The organism is Staphylococcus arlettae (assembly GCF_002902345.1).
Classification (GTDB): Bacteria; Bacillota; Bacilli; order Staphylococcales; family Staphylococcaceae; genus Staphylococcus; species Staphylococcus arlettae.
In genome coordinates, this window is record NZ_PPQB01000004.1 from 1 (window position 1) to 17244 (window position 17244).

Annotated in this window: 18 protein-coding genes and 2 tRNA genes; 1 reads left to right on the top strand and 19 read right to left on the bottom strand. The window is 32.2% G+C overall.

The genetic code is table 11. From position 1 onward, the window contains the following. Positions 1-63: 63 nt before the first annotated feature. The 18 genes from CD036_RS00030 to CD036_RS00115 form a co-directional block, all read right to left on the bottom strand. A tRNA-Gly gene (locus CD036_RS00030) sits at positions 64-137 on the bottom strand. 17 nt (positions 138-154) lie between these two features. Beyond that, positions 155-240: transfer RNA gene (locus tag CD036_RS00035), tRNA-Leu, on the bottom strand. A 310-nt stretch (positions 241-550) separates the two neighbouring features. After that, entirely contained in the window at positions 551-1003 is a 453-nt protein-coding gene (locus CD036_RS00040; protein WP_002509023.1) for a SprT family protein, read from the bottom strand. After that, positions 993-3146, bottom strand: a complete 2154-nt coding sequence (locus CD036_RS00045; protein ID WP_103387738.1) for a Tex family protein — start codon at positions 3144-3146, stop codon at positions 993-995. The genes CD036_RS00040 and CD036_RS00045 overlap by 11 nt, the downstream gene beginning before the upstream one ends. A 149-nt stretch (positions 3147-3295) precedes the next feature. After that, positions 3296-4066 (bottom strand): RNA polymerase sigma factor SigB, encoded by a 771-nt coding sequence (sigB, locus tag CD036_RS00050; protein ID WP_103387739.1) that lies wholly within the window; start codon positions 4064-4066, stop codon positions 3296-3298. Next, positions 4041-4520, bottom strand: a complete 480-nt coding sequence (gene rsbW, locus CD036_RS00055; protein ID WP_002509020.1) for an anti-sigma B factor RsbW — start codon at positions 4518-4520, stop codon at positions 4041-4043. Before rsbW ends, sigB begins: the two co-directional genes overlap by 26 nt. Before the next feature lies 1 nt (position 4521). Beyond that, positions 4522-4848, bottom strand: a complete 327-nt coding sequence (locus CD036_RS00060) for an anti-sigma factor antagonist (RefSeq protein ID WP_002509019.1) — start codon at positions 4846-4848, stop codon at positions 4522-4524. An 82-nt stretch (positions 4849-4930) separates the two neighbouring features. Beyond that, positions 4931-5932, bottom strand: a complete 1002-nt coding sequence (locus CD036_RS00065) for a SpoIIE family protein phosphatase (protein WP_103387740.1) — start codon at positions 5930-5932, stop codon at positions 4931-4933. A gap of 271 nt (positions 5933-6203) precedes the next feature. Beyond that, entirely contained in the window at positions 6204-6560 is a 357-nt protein-coding gene (locus CD036_RS00070; protein ID WP_002509017.1) for a type II toxin-antitoxin system PemK/MazF family toxin, read from the bottom strand. Next, positions 6560-6730 (bottom strand): type II toxin-antitoxin system antitoxin MazE, encoded by a 171-nt coding sequence (gene mazE / locus CD036_RS00075; protein WP_002509016.1) that lies wholly within the window; start codon positions 6728-6730, stop codon positions 6560-6562. Before mazE ends, CD036_RS00070 begins: the two co-directional genes overlap by 1 nt. 88 nt (positions 6731-6818) lie before the next feature. Next, on the bottom strand, positions 6819-7967 hold the full coding sequence (alr, locus tag CD036_RS00080; RefSeq protein WP_002509015.1) for an alanine racemase: 1149 nt from the start codon (positions 7965-7967) through the stop codon (positions 6819-6821). A gap of 111 nt (positions 7968-8078) precedes the next feature. Further along, complete coding sequence (gene acpS / locus CD036_RS00085) at positions 8079-8432, bottom strand: holo-ACP synthase (protein ID WP_002509014.1); 354 nt, start codon at positions 8430-8432, stop codon at positions 8079-8081. Positions 8433-8474: 42 nt separating this feature from the next. After that, entirely contained in the window at positions 8475-8948 is a 474-nt protein-coding gene (locus tag CD036_RS00090) for a PH domain-containing protein (RefSeq protein WP_021459211.1), read from the bottom strand. Continuing rightward, positions 8941-10437 (bottom strand): PH domain-containing protein, encoded by a 1497-nt coding sequence (locus tag CD036_RS00095; protein ID WP_103387741.1) that lies wholly within the window; start codon positions 10435-10437, stop codon positions 8941-8943. Before CD036_RS00095 ends, CD036_RS00090 begins: the two co-directional genes overlap by 8 nt. Further along, positions 10430-10903 carry a PH domain-containing protein gene (locus CD036_RS00100; RefSeq protein WP_002509011.1) on the bottom strand — a complete coding sequence of 158 codons (474 nt, stop codon included), beginning with the start codon at positions 10901-10903 and terminating at the stop codon, positions 10430-10432. Before CD036_RS00100 ends, CD036_RS00095 begins: the two co-directional genes overlap by 8 nt. Before the next feature lie 239 nt (positions 10904-11142). After that, on the bottom strand, positions 11143-12654 hold the full coding sequence (cshA, locus tag CD036_RS00105) for a degradosome RNA helicase CshA (protein WP_002509010.1): 1512 nt from the start codon (positions 12652-12654) through the stop codon (positions 11143-11145). A gap of 450 nt (positions 12655-13104) precedes the next feature. Beyond that, positions 13105-14460, bottom strand: coding sequence for a UDP-N-acetylmuramoyl-tripeptide--D-alanyl-D-alanine ligase (locus tag CD036_RS00110; RefSeq protein ID WP_103387742.1), 1356 nt, complete (start codon positions 14458-14460; stop codon positions 13105-13107). Between the two features lie 11 nt (positions 14461-14471). Beyond that, the gene (locus tag CD036_RS00115) at positions 14472-15542 is read right to left on the bottom strand and encodes a D-alanine--D-alanine ligase (protein ID WP_002509008.1); all 1071 of its coding nucleotides are present in this window, start codon (positions 15540-15542) and stop codon (positions 14472-14474) included. Positions 15543-15781: 239 nt separating this feature from the next. Between CD036_RS00115 and CD036_RS00120 the strand changes: the two genes are divergently transcribed. Beyond that, positions 15782-16978: an FtsW/RodA/SpoVE family cell cycle protein gene (locus tag CD036_RS00120; protein ID WP_103387743.1), complete on the top strand. Its 1197-nt coding sequence runs from the start codon at positions 15782-15784 to the stop codon at positions 16976-16978. 47 nt (positions 16979-17025) lie between these two features. Here the strand turns inward: CD036_RS00120 and CD036_RS13060 are convergent, their stop codons facing one another. After that, a complete protein-coding gene (locus CD036_RS13060) occupies positions 17026-17166 on the bottom strand; it encodes an Lmo0850 family protein (RefSeq protein ID WP_002509006.1) in 141 nt (46 codons plus the stop codon). Positions 17167-17244: the final 78 nt, after the last annotated feature.

Here is a 17244-nt window from a genome sequence, read left to right on the forward strand (position 1 = left end):
TTGTGTTTGGAATTAACGTTGACATATTGCGATTCAGTTTTCAATGTTCATTTAAGATTTGATTGGAGCGGGTGATGGGAATCGAACCCACAACATCAGCTTGGAAGGCTGAGGTTTTGCCATTAAACTACACCCGCATATTACAATTGATTTTTGGTGCGGCCGAGAGGATTTGAACCTCCACGGGATTACTCCCACTAGGCCCTCAACCTAGCGCGTCTGCCATTCCGCCACGACCGCTAGGCAAAACGGTTAGTACTTCATCAGAACATTAACTATTGTAACGTAATGTTAACGTGATGTCAACACTTTTGTTATTTGGTTTTAACATACTTAACATGTACTCAATAATTGCAGTTATTATTTTTGCAACGTTTATTATCATATACCATGATTCTTACATCGTCAATTGTTTTTAATGAATTTTTTAATTTTATAATCTAAAATAAGTTACGATTTACCTTTAAATATCAATTTTATTCAAAACATCACTTTTATACGCTAATAAAACAAATAGAGAGCTGTAACATTCGTTACAACTCTCTATTTATTATTTCTTTTCTATTAATGTTAATTTTTGATGGCACAGACTGCAGACCATTTTACGAGTATTAACTTTACGAATTCTCATGAACTTAGTTTTACAATTAGTGCACTCATAAATATAATTTGCACGTGATTCATAACTTTCAAGTGGTTCACAATATCTTGGTGCATTTACTTGTTTGCTTAATTTTTTGAAATCATAATCTTTATGTTTGTAACCTTTGCCTTCTAAATGTAAATGATAGTGACATAACTCGTGCTTTATAATATTCGTCAATGCCTCCATGCCATACATAGTATATTGTTTGTGATTTATTTCAATATTATGTGAATGTAACAAGTATCTTCCGCCTGTAGTTCTTAATCTGTTGTTAAAATAGGCTCGATGCTTAAAAGGCTTGTTAAAATTTTCTAAGGATACCTTTTCAACACAACTTTGTAATTCATTATTTTGCATATGGATCAACCATAGTTAATGCTACCTTGCCTTTTTGCTCATCTATATCGACAATCCATACATCTACTATATCGCCTACACTAACGATATCCATAGGATTTTTCACAAATTTCTTGGCAAGTTTTGAAATATGCACTAAGCCATCTTGTTTTACCCCGATATCAACAAATGCACCAAAATCTACTACATTACGTACTGTTCCGCTTAATTTCATACCTTCAGTTAAATCTTCTATAGATAACACATCAGATTTTAAAATAGGTGTTTCATAGTTGTCTCTTGGATCTCTATTAGGTGCAATCAATGCTGCTATAATATCTTCTAAAGTAGGTAATCCAACATTTAGTTGTTCTGCAATTTGTTGCTGGTCTATCTTTGTGAGTTTATCTTTTAGCAGTTGAGAGCCTAAATCGCTTTTAGTTAAGCCAATATCATTAAGTAAGTTATTTGTTATATCATAACTTTCAGGATGTATTGCTGTATTATCTAATGGTTCTTCACCATCAACAATACGTAAAAATCCAATACTTTGTTCAAAAGTTTTAGCTCCTAAACGTTTTACTTTAGCGATTTCTTTATAATGTTTAATTCCACCGTGTTCTTCTCTATATTGAATTAAATTATCTGCAATTGTACGTGACAACCCTGCCACATGTTGTAATAAAGAATGTGATGCAGTATTTACATCTACTCCTACTTGGTTTACAGCTGTTTCCACGACAAACGTTAATGCTTTTTCTAACTCTTTTTGGTTTACATCATGTTGGTATTGCCCCACACCGATGGATTTTGGATCTATTTTAACGAGTTCGCTCAATGGATCTTGTACTCTTCTACCAATTGACACTGCACTTCGTTCTTCTACTTGAAAATCTGGAAACTCTGCTCTTGCAATTTCAGATGCTGAATAGACAGATGCACCTGCTTCGTTAACAATGATAAATTGTACATTGAGGTTATGTTGTTGAATCATATTTGCAACAAATTGTTCTGTCTCTCTACTTGCAGTTCCATTACCAATTGCTATTAAATCTATGTTATAGTCTTTAACACATTTTAAGAAAATACTTTCTGCTTCTTTTCTTTTATTAATTGGCGGATGCGGATACATAACACTTTTAGCTATAAATGTACCGAATCGATTAATTATTGCTAACTTACATCCCGTTCTAAAAGCTGGATCCACACCTAAAATCTGTTTTCCTTTTAATGGAGGTTGTAACAATAAGTTTTTAAGATTTTCGCTAAAGACATCAATTGCATGATTTTCTGCTTTTGTAGTTAAATCACTTCGTATTTCACGCTCAATTGAAGGCATGATTAGTCGTTTCAAACTATCTTGAATTGCTATAATTATCAAATCACTATTCGGATTGTTTTCTGTTATTTCTTGTTTGCGGATAAAGTTTTCAAGTCCTGTAGAATCCATTGCTATTTTAGCAGTTAAGACTTTTTCATTTTCGCCTCTATTTATCGCTAAAATTCGGTGATTAGCAATGCTCTTAATGGGCTCACTAAAATCATAATACATTTCGAAAATTGATTTTTCATCTTCAGCATTCTTTTTCTTCTGAGTGATTATTTTTCCTTGTTGATATGTATCTTTTAAAATTTTCGTTCTGTATTTTGGATTATCTGAGATTTGTTCTGCCAAAATATCTTGTGCACCTTTTATGGCTTCATCCACAGTTTGGACTTCCTCTGAGATATACGTTGGAGCAAGTTGTTGTATTGGTGTTGTATTATCACCTTTCTTGATGATATCCGCTAGCGGTTGCAATCCTTTTCTTTTAGCCTCAGTCGCTCTAGTTTTTTTCTTTTGTTTAAATGGTCGATATAGATCTTCAACACGTTGTAATTTTGTTTGTTTTAAAATATCTTGTTTTAATTCATTCGTTAATAATCCTTGCTCTTCAATATTATGAATTACTTCTTCTTTTCTTTTAAGCAAGTTAACCATATATTGATATTCATCATTAATTAATTTAATTTCAACTTCATCTAGCCCACCAGTTTGTTCTTTTCTATATCTGGCGATAAATGGCACAGTATTTTTATCTTCTAATAATTCAAGTACAGAGTTTATCTGTTTTTCAGAAAAACTATACTTCTCTCGAATTGATGTAATTAAATTTTTATTCATATTATCCTCCGTACGTTGCTATTGTAATTCATTAGTTATTTTAACATATTCTATGTATTCTACTTTTATAATCACTACACATTAGTCTCCAATAATTATAAATGCATATAAAATAAGACAGAAACTTTGTACTCGTTTCTGTCCAATCATTATTTTTTTGCAGCTTCTTGTAATTTTTTAATTGCGGTACGTTGAAGGCGAGATACGTGCATTTGGCTTAAACCAATACGTTCTCCTGTTTCTTTCTGACTCAAACCCTCAATGAATGTACATTGAATGATTTGTCTTTCTCTTTCTGATAATATAGGTAGAATTTTTTCTAAAATCATGCGCTTTTCTGTTAAGTCATAATTATCATCTTGTTGGCCCATAATATCTAATAAAGTTACAGTTGACCCATCTTTATCCGCTTCAATAGAATGATCGACACTCAACGCATTATAACTTTGACTCATTTCCATAGCTTCTAATACGTCCTCATCGCTCACTTCTAGCCTATTGGCAATTTCAGAAATTGATGGTGAACGTTCTAACTCGTTAGTTAATTCATCACTGACCTTTTTAATTCGTGGACCTATTTCTTTAATTCTTCTCGGTACATGGACACTCCATGTTTTATCACGAAGGTAGCGTTTAATTTCTCCTATAACTGTAGGAACTAAAAATGCTTCGAACTTTCTATCAAAAGATAAGTCGAATCTGTTTATCGCACCAATTAAACCAACCATACCGACCTGAACTAAATCTTCATGATGAGATTGCCCCTTTGAGTACTTATAAGCTAATGACTCAATGAGTTTACGATAATGTTGAACTAAATGATCTTGCGCATTTGTCGCTTCATTATTTTGATGTTCTTTTATCCATTTATTAATTTGTTCAGGTGATACATCATTAACTGATTTCGACTCTTTCGCCATTATTTCGCACCTGCTCTTTTTTAATATACTTTATCATACTGATCGTTACACCAGATTTTTTATCTACTGTAACTTCATCCATTAATGACTCAATTAAAAACAGACCTAATCCACCTTCTCTTAAGAAGTCAATATTTTCATTTTCTTGGTAAGGTCCTAATTGTGCTTTTGTTTCTTCGTAATCAAAGCTTTCACCTTGATCTGATATTATAATTTTAATTTTATCTTCAAAAATTTCAAAACAAAGGTTAATCATACCTACTACAGCGCCATCTTTATATGCATGTTTTACGGCGTTTGTTACTGCTTCGCTCACTGCTATTTTAGCATCTTCAATATCGTCATATGTTGCGCCAGCTCTTGAGAATACGCCAGATAAAGTTAATCTAATTAAACTCACATATTCCGCAGAGGCTGGTAAGCGCATTTCAATATAGTCCTGTTTAGTTTGCATGTTATTCAACCTCCGTTCCTTCATTAACATGCATCAAATCTTTTAACCCTGTAATATCAAAAAGACGGCTAATTCGATCAGAAGCACCTAATATATATAATTCCTTATTATTTTGATTCAATGCTTTTAATGTTCCTACAAAAAGACCTAATCCAGTTGAATCCATGTAACTCACGTTTTCTAAGTTCACGTGCACATTATGAGTGCCTTCCTGACGCATTGGTACTAGTACCTCTTCTAATTCTGGTACAGTGTATACATCAAGTTCACCGCCAACTTTTACTTCATAATATTCATCATGAGTTATCGTTTCAATGTTAAGATTCATTTTACTACACTCCTAATTATAGTCTTATTTCTTCATGCTATACCCCTAATAAACAAAAATATTCTATTAAAAAATAAACAAATTAATTTACACGTTTAATGATTAAAATCGTTAAATCATCTCTTTTTTTAGGATTTTGTATTTTCAAGATGGCTTCGTATAACAGCTGCACAATGTCTTGCGGATGCATATGTTTATACTTGTGTATCATATCAAGTAATTGGTCTTTATTTATAAATTCGCCTTCTTCATTTCGAACCTCTGTAACACCATCAGTAAATATAATTACTAAATCATCTAAAAAAATCGGTATTTCTTGTTGTTGATATCTCGTTTGTTGGCTTACACCTAACACTCTACCACGTACATCTATTTCTTCGAATGTTTGAGTTTCAGCTCTATATATATAACCAGGCTCATGTCCTGCTGAACTACAATATAATAAATGGTTCATCTCTTCATATAACCCATAAAACATAGTTACAAACATATTTTGGTTAACATTTTTTTCTACAACACGATTTAATCGCTTTAACCCATCACTTGGTAACTGTGAATGACCATATGAATCCATTCCGAATTTAATCATGCTCATTGCTAGTGCAGCTGGAATACCTTTACCAATAACATCTGCTACTGCAAAACTCATAGTACCGTCTTTGTGGTCAATCAAATTAAAATAGTCTCCACTTACTTTTTGTGCCGCAACTGAAATGACACCTATTTGGATACTATCAAACTGTGGAATATCTGTTTTTAGCATTGTTTGTTGTAACCTCGAAGCTAAATCCATTTCTTTATCATGGTATTGGAGGCGATCGACCATCTGCTGGTAATCTCTATAACTATAACCAAAACCTTTCACAATTTCTTCAAGTACTACTAAGCTTTCTAAAATTTGATTTTGTTCTAAATCAAGTAAAGTTATATAGTCTTTGTGTATTTCCACAATATGTTCTGGCAAAATATCTCGTTTAATAACTTCATCAGTAAAAGCTTCGCATTTTTTTAATAACGCATCTTTGCCAACAGAGGTCAAACTTAAATCTATCAGTGCTCTATATTGCTTTTTAAATTCTTCCACGCTGTTAAACCTCCTATATCAATACAATTACCATTTACACAGCATTGATTGAGTGCTACTTAATATTAATATATCACTTATTAATATTAATCAAAAATAGTGCTAGATGTAAACTAAAAGTTAAAAAAGCCTTAGGGTTTCCTAAAGCTTTCCGAAGTGTATTACTTATTTTACAACGTATTCGAACCCTATATTATTCTAAACGGTGTGACGTGCTAATTTAATTTAATATGTTTGTTAAACTTTTATATTATAACATCCAACTGTGCCTTTACTTATGATGCCTATTATTATGTAATCCTAAACTTATGTCAATTGCTATGTTGACTTCTTTCATTTTATCTTCTGATAAGTATGTTAACTTTTCTTTTAATCTTTTTTTATCTAACGTTCGAATCTGCTCAAGTAATATAACTGAATCCTTATCCAATTTATACTTTTTCTTTTCAATTTCAACATGTGTTGGTATTTTAGCTTTATTTATCCTACCAGTGATTGCAGCTACAATCACGGTAGGACTATATTTATTACCAGTATCATTTTGAATAATTACAACTGGTCTTACTCCCCCTTGTTCAGACCCTTGTACTGGTGATAAGTCAGCTAAGTAGACGTCTCCTCGTCTCATTAGTCATTAGTGTTACTAGCACTAATATATGATTCGTTGCAATCACAAGCTTCACATTCGAATGGAAAAGCTTCTGCTGCAAGGGAGAGATTCAAATCAGCCATTTGGGAATAGCCTTCTTTTAAAGATTGTTCTATGTTATGATTTCTACTTTGGTTAAAACTTGGCATGAATAAAACCTCCGTGTGAGTCAAGAAATAGTTTACTATGTGTATCTAATTACATTCATAATAACAAATTTTAAAATCAGTGACTATACTATTTTAATAATTCATTGTGAATTTCTAAGTCTTTAGTACCATAATAAACTCTTGGCAAACGTCTGCCGAGGTTACAAAGCACTTCATAATTTATTGAATGTTGTTGTAATGCCAAGGCTTCAGCAGCTTGTGGTGAATCTGCATGATGATCCATTAAAATGACTTTATCACCAACTTGAATATCTTCAGAGATTTTAATTATTATTTGATCCATACACACTTTGCCAATGATTTCACACTGTTGTCCATTAACATTGACATTAAATCCAGTCATTAATCGAGGAAAACCATCAGCATAACCAACTGGTAATATTGCAATTCTCGTAGGCTCTGTCGCAGTGTAAATACTACCGTAACTGACTGATTCTCCAACAGCTAGTGTTTTAGTTTGTACTACCTCTGTAACCCACTGTGCGGCAGGCTTTAAATGTACTTTGACATTTTCTTTAACATACGCCGATGGATAGTAGCCGTACAATGAGATACCAATGCGCACTGCATTGCAAAATTGACTATCTTTCATTAATGCGCCAGCTGAATTTTGCGAATGAATATAGCGCGGCTTTATGGCAGAAGATACTATTGTTTCAAAGCGCTGTTGTTGTTTGTTCATTGAGTCACCAGGTTCATCAGCACAAGCAAAATGAGTGTATACACCTTCAAATATTAAATGTTCATAGTCATTAATTAAGTCAATCGTTGATTGGTATTCATCTGCAGTAGTCATCCCTAACCTGCCCATACCAGTATCTATTTTAATATGTAACCATAAATCTTTAGCGTTATTTTCTGGTATTTCAGCTACAGCTGTTTGTAACCACTCTAATGATGGTACAGTCACTGCTACTCTATGTTGAATTGCTTTACTAATATGAGCAGTAGGTATTACTCCTAGTACTAATATTTGAGCGTGTACACCATGCATACGTAGTTCGATTGCTTCATCTAATGTTGCTACTGCAAAAAAATCTACACTTTGCTCTACTAATTTTTTGGCAATAGGAATACTTCCTAGTCCGTAACCATTTGCTTTAACTACAGGAATAACTGTTTTATTAGGGTGTAACTTTTTAAATACTTGATAATTCGATGCTATTTCATTTAAATCAACATTTATATAGGTCGATCTGTAATATTTATCGGTCATTAAATATTTCCTCCTATTTTCACTCACATCACCAAAAGATAATTTATTAATAATTTAATTTTATAATAAATAGTTTGCCTATCCAACGAAAAGGTATCTTAAATTGATAATTTATTGATATTCTAAGGTTACTTGACTCATTGCATAATGTTCGGTATGTGTAATACTTACATGCACATTAAAGCCATCGTAGATAATACAAGGCTTTCCTAAGTCATCATTAAAGCAATCTATGTCACTAAAGGCTATAGTTTTTCCTAAACCTGTCCCCAAGGCTTTACTAAAAGCTTCTTTACATGCAAAACGGCCTGCTAAAAATTCTATTTTTCGTTGATTATTATTAAAACTATGAAACTGTTGTTGTTCATTTGTAGATAAGATTCTGCTTAATAACTTTTCTTGTCTTTCATATAAAGTTTGAATACGTTGTATTTCAATTAAATCTATTCCAATACCATGTATCATAGTATCCACTTCTTTCATCTAATAATTTACTCACTTACAGCATCATTTCATCGGTGCTTTAATATGTTGCTTTAACAACTCTGCTTGGTCTTTTGTTATTAACATAATTTGTGCATTACCACCTGCTGTAGACAAAATAATATTAGCTAAGTGATATTTACGCATAATAATACCTTCATATGTATCAACATTTTGAATTCTAAATAATGGGATACTTTGAGTCGTTATAAACCATAATCCACTTTGAATTTTTAATTCATCATCAATGAGTTGATATTTAAAATTTTTAAAACGATATCGTGGTATGACCACACCATTAATTATAAAGTTCAAAATGCCCAAAATACATACACTAAATACTATCCAAAATATGACTGGAAAACTAAAAAAATCAAGCCATAAAACTTCGATTATTAAAAAAATTAATGCAGCAGTAATGAAAGACACTGAAAATATTAATGACTTTATACCCATGACACGCATGCTTTTTTCATCCATTCGTTTATAGTTATTCATGGCCGTCACCTCTTAAATACCAAGCTTTCAAATCTAACGCTTGTTGCTTCTCTACAAATCGTAATCCTATTTTCGTATTAGCGATTCCTTTTGCTACGATACACTTAAAGCTACGTAATTTACTTTTATCCATAAATGGATTACTAGTAAGTTCCATACCTAATATTTTATCTTTCTTTAAATAAAATTGCTTAATTCCAATTAACGAAACGTTTCTTATTACTAATTGATCATCGAAATAATATAAACCAGAACTTTTAACTGTAATGACAGCATTTATAATTAACAATATTATAATCATACAGATAACTACCATTACCCAAATCGTCCAAAAATAACTAAGTGCCGCTCCAATAATTAATAGTATCGCCGCTTCTTTAATAAAATAACGATGGAATGCTCTGTTAGGCATAATTTTTGCTGCAGGTTTAAATTCAAATGAAGGTACTAATTCTTGTAGCATGCGATAAGCAGAATTACGTTTAATAAATGGTAGTATCAAAACATTACCATCAGCCATAGTTGTATCATCGCTTTCAACTTTTGTATCACTTGTAGTAACAAACGTTATTGATGTTACACCAAATAATTTTCTTACAAACGATTGTTTTTCTAATATAGCTTGAACCCTGTTTGTAGGTACTGTAATATTTTTCACATTAAATAAGCCATATCTAATAGTCAGCTGATCATTGTGTGCCGATAAAGTATAGTTATAGTATCTAATAAAGACAATTAATGTTCCAATCACATAACTTATGATTAGGATTATTGCTACAAGTAGTGACACTATAACAAATATAGCTTGTGAGATATTTGCTACTTTCTCTGATAGCCGCTCCCAAGGAATAACTTCTGAAAAACTACCTATTATCGGTGCTATAGTAGCCAATGCGATGCCTATTGCACCACTTGTCATAGCCATGAATAGTAATTGTTTCTTTGATAATTTAAATAAAACTTTATGTGGTGTACTAGCACTATTATAGTCTTGTCCTTCTTGTGTCACATTTTCTACGCTATCTGTCACTTCTTGCTGTTCTTCATTTTGCATTTGTTTTATCGTGTTACGAATATGCTCACTTTGTAATTTAGACACAGTATCTAATTCCACACCATCACTAGGTGTTTTGATTTGTAGTTTCACACCACCGACGATTTGATGTATAACACCTTGTGATGTATCTACGGTTTGAATACGTCTAATATTTAATTCTTTGCGTTTTTTGGTCACAATACCATAGTCCATAATGAAATGGTCATTTTCTATCCAATATTTTGTCTTATAAACTACCAAGGCGTGATATATAAAAGTTATTATGAAGATCGTTAAAATAATACCAGGATATATATATGATTTAGGATTAGCGAAATCAAAGCTATCCAAATTAAAGATAATAAAAATAAAGATTAACACAATGTTTTGCTTAATTGCTTCAATAACACCAGAAAGATACGATATTGGATGCAGTTTTTGAGGCTTATACATCAAAATCAGCCCCCTTTAATTGCTTAAGTGTGTCATTTTCAAATTGAATAGCTATGTTTTCATCTAACAGCGGACAGTCAATATTATGTCCAGCTGATACAGCAGATATTTTGCATAATCTCAATTTTTGTAATAAGGGATTACTTTTTCTTATTAAAAATTGTGTTCTTTCAATTTTGAAAACCTCATTTGCTTTAAATATAAATGCTTTATGTATTTCAATATGATTACCGTCGAATCGATAATACGTATATTGATATTTCAACCAAGGCCATATCAAATTGTAGCATGTAACAATTATAAACAATCCAATCCAAAGGTAAATAAGCCCATCTGACCAGTGCGCAAAATACCCAGTGACCCCTAACATTAGGATAATAATAAGCTGTATTACATAGTACATAGACGCCAACAAATAATAATATTGCAATGTCCTTTTCGGGCTTTTAACAAAATGTGGTGTCATAGATTATAATTCTCCTCTATCGCCAAATTTTTCATTTAGTATATCATATATGTATAGGACAATAAATTAGCTTCACAACATCACAAATCACTCTTCACCAATTATCCACTAGATCAAAATTAATTACCATTATGCGTTAAAACATATGCTCGTAACTACAAATTTCAAAAACATAAGAAAAGGTTGGAACAAATTAATGTTCCAACCTCGTAACTTAAACTCATATATGATGATTAATTTTATTTTTTATGGTCTGCGAATGTGCGACCTTTCATTGTTTTCTTATTGTCTTTACGGTCAGAAGGTCTATCCTTCTTTCCTTTTTTGTTATTGTAACCACCTTTGGCACGACGGTTTTTGTTATCAAATTTATTGCCACGTTTGTTGTTGTTATTATTTCTGCGTGGACCTTTTGATTGTCTACCTTTTCGTGCTAATGGTTTTTCAAATGTCAATTGTACTTCTACTTCATCATTTGCTTCAACAAGTTCTTGTAATAATGATGCAACTAATTCTACGTCATTGTATTCTTCAAGTAACTCAGTAGAGATACGTTGTAATCTAGGCTCATTTTCTTTAGCCATCCAGTTTTGAACTTTTTCTTTAATGTCATTTTCACGCGCTTTTAAAACTTCTTTTCTATGAGGTGGGCGTAATGCATTCATTTGACGATTGTTCGCTTGTTCAATTTGACGGATGTAATCCATTTCAATTGGATTGACGAATGTTACCGCAATACCCTCTTTACCAGCACGTCCTGTACGTCCAATTCTGTGCGTATAACTTTCTGTATCTTGAGGTATATCAAAATTGTATACGTGACTTACTCCAGAAATATCTAAACCACGCGCTGCTACATCAGTAGCTACTAAAATATCAATTTGGTCGTTTTTAAATTTCTTCAATACTTCTAAACGTTTTGCTTGTGTTATATCTCCGTGTAAACCTTCAGCTTTATACCCTTTAGTTAATAAAGCACTCGTTAACTCATCAACACGTCGTTTAGTACGTCCAAATACAATTGCTAATTCTGGTTGATGTACATCTAGGAAGTTCGTGAAAGTATCAAATTTTTCTAATTCTTTAACTATTGTATAGAATTCTTCAATTTGTGGATTTGATGTTTTATCATTCATCGTTTTAACGATTTCTGGATTATTCATAAATTGTTGTACTAATGTTTGAATTGCTTTAGGCATTGTAGCTGAGAATAACATCGTTTGACGTTGTTCTGCTGGGATTTTATCCATAATAAATCTCATATCATCAATGAATCCCATATTCATCATTTCATCAGCTTCATCTAATATCAATGTATGAATGTCAGCCGTTTTTAAAGTACGACGATTTAAATGGTCAATAACACGTCCAGGTGTACCTACCACGATTTGAGGTCCTTTTTTCAAGGCTTTAATTTGGCGATCTATTGGCATACCACCAAAAACAGTTACCACTTGTACTTTTTGATTTTTACTAAATGCTTTAAGTTGTTCTGCAACTTGCATAGCCAATTCTCTTGTTGGAGCTAAAATTAGTGCTTGTACCCCTTCACGTCCTACAACTTTTTCTATTAATGGGATACCAAATGCACCTGTTTTACCTGTACCTGTCTGTGCCTGACCTAGGACATCTTTACCAGCTAATGCAAAAGGGATGCTATCTTTTTGAATTGGTGTAGCTTCACTAAACCCCATTGCTTCTAAGGTTTCTACTGTTTTTTCTGAAACCCCTAGTTCTTTAAAATTTTGCAATATAATTCTCCTTTATTATCCTTAATTTCTATACATATATGTTCATTTAAGTTTCTTCAACTTCTTAATAGTACCACCTCAACAATATTATCGCAATAAAGCAAAATTACATAACTGCAATTAATCCGATACTTTTCAACTTTAATAAATCAAATAAATATTGCAATATATAGGTTGTAAGCGGTTAATTTGTTTTTCTACATTCATTTTTATTAGTCTAATTAATTTTTAAATTTATCAATATAGCGAATTCAAACTTCTTTTATATTTATAAATCATAAAAAAGGAGTGGAACAGAAATCTAATTTTTAAAAGATTGCGTCGTCCAACCCCGAAAATAATAACTAGAACTGAAAAAACATCATTTAAAGGACATTTTCAATTCAGTCACCTACTGACAATATAAAATGAGGCTGGGATGCATCAATGATGTCCCAGCCTCTTCAAATGTTAAATAAGTTTATTAACAACTTCTTCCAATTGCATTCCTCTGGAACCTTTAACCAATACTTTATCTTGTGGTTCGATTTCCTTCGAAATTGTTTCGATAAGTTGTGATTTGTCGGTAAAGTGTTGGACAATTGACACATGTTGTTGTGCTTTATTATATATATATTGTGCTTCGTGACCAAATGTATACAAAACATCTATTGCCTTATCTGCTAAATATGTGCCTACGCTTTCATGCATTGATTGACTATTCGGTCCTAATTCCAATACATCACCTAAAATCAAAATTTTTCTACCTGACATAGCTGATAATGTATCTATAGCTGCTTTCATACTTGTTGGACTGGCATTATATGCATCATTTATAACAATGGCACCGTCTTCAGTGATATGTTGCTCCATGCGCATTCCCGTTAACTTGAGTTGTGTTAAATTACGATAGATTGTATCGTAATCTAATCCTAAGTGCTTACCAATCGCAATAGCGATGGCAGCATTTTTCATATTATGCGTCCCTAATATTGGTAAATCATATTGTTCTTCACTGTTGATGTTAAAAGAAATACCTTCAGTTTCTATATCTTGCACATTACAAACATATGTATTTCCATCTTTTATGCCAATACTAGCAAGCTGCACATCTTGTAAATTAGCTACATGTGGTGTTAATAAAGGTTCATCACCATCATAGATAAACAAACCATTTGATTGTAATCCTGTCGTAATTTCAAATTTAGCTTGTGCAATCCCTTCCCGTGATCCTAAATCTTGCATATGGGATTCCCCAATATTTGTAATTACTGCGATATCGGGTTGAGCAATGTTTGATAGAAGTTCAATTTCGTGAAACCCAGACATACCCATTTCTAAAATAGATATTTCAGTATCTTGATCTAATTGTAAAATTGTTAATGGCATGCCGATTTCATTATTATAATTACCTAGAGTTTTTTTCACTTTAAATTGAGGCTTCAGTACACTTTCAATCATATCTTTAGTCGTAGTCTTACCATTAGAACCTGTTACTGCAATCACTTGTGGCTTGACATGTTTTAAATACGCTTGTGCTAATTGTTGTAAAGCTATTAATGTATCATCTACCCAAATAATTGGTCCTGTTGGAACTTCAGATAAATCACTATCTTTTTGGTAGAAACATGCACCTGCGCCATCTGCTAAAGCTTGTGATACGAATTTATGTCCATCTACATGTTCACCTTTAAAAGGCACAAATAACATATCTTGTTTAATTTGGCGAGAATCTATCTCCACACCTCTTATAATGTTATCTAAATATTGTGTGTCGATGTCACAATCAATCCAAGACTTTATTTGTTTTAACTTTACTTCAATCATTTTCAACCGCCTCAATCAATACTATATTTATTTTTCTTCTTATCTTCATGCTTCTGTTTTGCTAATTCAATTAACTTTTTAACTAACTCTGAATAGCTTAGCCCCATGTTTTCCCATAAACTTGGATACATACTATATGCTGTAAAACCAGGCATTGCATTTGTTTCATTAATAAAAATTTGATTATCTTCAGTTACAAAAAAGTCTGCACGGAGTAATCCAGCACAATCCGTTGCTTTAAATGCTTCTATAGCCATGTTGCGTAATGTAAGTTGCACTTCTTTATCTAAATCTGCTGGAATTTCCAAGCTGATTTTGCCATCTTTATATTTTGATTTATAATCATAAAATGCTACATCTTTAACAACTTCACCTGGCCAAGTCGTTTCAGGATAATCATTGCCCAACACCGCTACTTCAATTTCACGAGCATCGATTCCTTGTTCAATAACAAGTTTACGGTCAAATTGGAATGCTTCTTCAATACCAGTTTTAAGTTCTTCTTCATTATTACATTTGCTTATACCAACACTAGAACCTAAGTTAGCTGGTTTTACAAAGACTGGGTATTCTAGTTTATCATGTACTAATTTCAAGATATTACTTTCATATTTTTGATATTCACTTCTTAAAAAGCTCACGTATGGTAATTGAGGCAAACCTCTATGTGCAAACAACTGTTTCATGACAAGTTTATCCATTGAGCTTGAAGCTGCTAATACACCATTGCCAACGTATGGTAAATCTAATACTTCAAATAAGCCTTGAATCGTACCATCTTCACCATTTGGTCCGTGTAATAATGGGAATACTGCACTATATGGCTTACTATTATTGCTTGTTGTTAGTAGCTGTGAAATTTCACCCGCTTCAACATCATTTAATCGTAATGTTTCAATATCAGAGATTTCTTTTGTGATATCTGATTGTTTCTTCCAGTCACCATCATTAGTAATATAAATAATATCTATTTTATATTCATCTTTATCAATCGCATTAATGACGTTTTGTGCTGTTAAAATCGATACATCATGCTCTGCACTTTTACCTCCATATACGATACATATATTTTCTTTAGCCATCTTTTTTGCCTCCATATACAATTCTTAAACTACATCATATCACGATTATACTAATCTTTGCATTTGTAAACTAACTTGAATTCAATTAAATTTTGTACTGAGGATTAGAAATAACCATTATACTTTATTTTAATAAGAAATTTCCCATAACTGTAGTATCATTCTGGCAAAATAATTAAAAGTTCGGTAAAATTAATCTATATTATTAATGAAAGAATTACGATTTAAAGGAGTATGCAATGCTTAGTTCACGTCGTTTAAAAGATAATCATTGGATTAAACGCGTCGACTGGATCATAGTTGGCGTTATTGTGTTATTAGCAATTATAAGTGTAAGCACTATCAATTCTGCTATGGGCGGCGGACAGTATAGTACAAACTTTAGTATTAGACAAATATTGTATTATGTACTTGGTGGCATCATTGCATTTTCAATAATGCTCATCTCACCCAAAAAATTAATGAAGTATACATACTTTTTATATTTTATACTTTGCATAGGTTTATTTATCTTAATTATTATACCTGAAACCCCGTTCACCCCTATCATTAATGGTGCTAAAAGTTGGTATAAGTTAGGACCTTTAAGTATACAACCATCAGAGTTTATGAAAATTGTATTGATTATGGCTCTAGCAAAATTAGTATCACGACATAATAAATTCACTTTTAACAAATCAGTCGAGTCTGACTTCAAACTACTGTTAAAAATAATAGTAATGTCTGCCTTGCCAATGGCGTTAATTTTATTACAAAACGACTTAGGTACAACGCTCGTTTTATGCGCAATTATTGTTGGTGTCATTGTCGTTAGCGGTATTACATGGAAAATCATTGGTCCGTTATTTATAGCTGGTATTGTTATTGGTGGTTCCATTATTTTATCAATGATCTATAAACCGTCTCTGATTGAAAATGTGTTAGGCGTTAAAACTTATCAGCTCGGCCGTATAAATTCCTGGTTAGATCCTTACACATATAGTAGTGGCGATGGCTACCATTTAACAGAATCATTAAAAGCAATAGGTTCTGGGCAATTATTTGGTAAAGGGTTCAATCATGGTGAAGTTTATATTCCAGAAAATCACACTGATTTTATCTTTTCAGTTATTGGAGAGGAATTTGGTTTTATCGGATCTGTAATTATATTGTTAGTCTTTTTAGCTCTGATGTTCCATTTCATGCGCCTTGCAACGCATGTTGAACATCCATTTAACAAAACCTTCCTCATAGGCTATACAGCATTAATTTTATTCCATGTTTTACAAAACATTGGAATGACGGTGCAGTTACTGCCTATTACGGGGATTCCATTACCTTTTATTAGCTATGGTGGTAGTTCATTATGGAGCTTAATGTGTGGTATTGGCATTATTTTATCTATTGCTTATTATCAACCCAAACAATATGCTGCACAGCCCGTTTCATCTGACTAAATTGCAATAAAAAAAGGATTTTAGCTTTACGCTAAGATCCTTTTTCTTTATTTCAAACGATTCGTTGCTTTCGCAGTGCTTGGCAAAGTATGCATAACTTCAAATCTTGATTTAGTTTTCTTTATGTTTACACCTAATGATGATAATAGCTTCACTACATTGTGCAACTTGTCATTGTTATTATTCATATCATCACTCCTAACTATGTACCTTATATTTAATCTTACCCTATTTATATTCATGTTACTACAATATTTCATAATTTT

What these genes read in the sequence shown, in the direction of transcription:
- CD036_RS00040 (WP_002509023.1), bottom strand. Translation starts at nt 1,003, where the DNA reads ATGCAAAATAATGAATTACAAAGTTGTGTTGAAAAGGTATCCTTAGAA.
- CD036_RS00045 (WP_103387738.1), bottom strand. Translation starts at nt 3,146, where the DNA reads ATGAATAAAAATTTAATTACATCAATTCGAGAGAAGTATAGTTTTTCT.
- sigB (WP_103387739.1), bottom strand. Translation starts at nt 4,066, where the DNA reads ATGGCGAAAGAGTCGAAATCAGTTAATGATGTATCACCTGAACAAATT.
- rsbW (WP_002509020.1), bottom strand. Translation starts at nt 4,520, where the DNA reads ATGCAAACTAAACAGGACTATATTGAAATGCGCTTACCAGCCTCTGCG.
- CD036_RS00060 (WP_002509019.1), bottom strand. Translation starts at nt 4,848, where the DNA reads ATGAATCTTAACATTGAAACGATAACTCATGATGAATATTATGAAGTA.
- CD036_RS00070 (WP_002509017.1), bottom strand. Translation starts at nt 6,560, where the DNA reads ATGAGACGAGGAGACGTCTACTTAGCTGACTTATCACCAGTACAAGGG.
- mazE (WP_002509016.1), bottom strand. Translation starts at nt 6,730, where the DNA reads ATGCCAAGTTTTAACCAAAGTAGAAATCATAACATAGAACAATCTTTA.
- alr (WP_002509015.1), bottom strand. Translation starts at nt 7,967, where the DNA reads ATGACCGATAAATATTACAGATCGACCTATATAAATGTTGATTTAAAT.
- acpS (WP_002509014.1), bottom strand. Translation starts at nt 8,432, where the DNA reads ATGATACATGGTATTGGAATAGATTTAATTGAAATACAACGTATTCAA.
- CD036_RS00090 (WP_021459211.1), bottom strand. Translation starts at nt 8,948, where the DNA reads ATGAATAACTATAAACGAATGGATGAAAAAAGCATGCGTGTCATGGGT.
- CD036_RS00095 (WP_103387741.1), bottom strand. Translation starts at nt 10,437, where the DNA reads ATGTATAAGCCTCAAAAACTGCATCCAATATCGTATCTTTCTGGTGTT.
- CD036_RS00100 (WP_002509011.1), bottom strand. Translation starts at nt 10,903, where the DNA reads ATGACACCACATTTTGTTAAAAGCCCGAAAAGGACATTGCAATATTAT.
- CD036_RS00110 (WP_103387742.1), bottom strand. Translation starts at nt 14,460, where the DNA reads ATGATTGAAGTAAAGTTAAAACAAATAAAGTCTTGGATTGATTGTGAC.
- CD036_RS00115 (WP_002509008.1), bottom strand. Translation starts at nt 15,542, where the DNA reads ATGGCTAAAGAAAATATATGTATCGTATATGGAGGTAAAAGTGCAGAG.
- CD036_RS00120 (WP_103387743.1), top strand. Translation starts at nt 15,782, where the DNA reads ATGCTTAGTTCACGTCGTTTAAAAGATAATCATTGGATTAAACGCGTC.
- CD036_RS13060 (WP_002509006.1), bottom strand. Translation starts at nt 17,166, where the DNA reads ATGAATAATAACAATGACAAGTTGCACAATGTAGTGAAGCTATTATCA.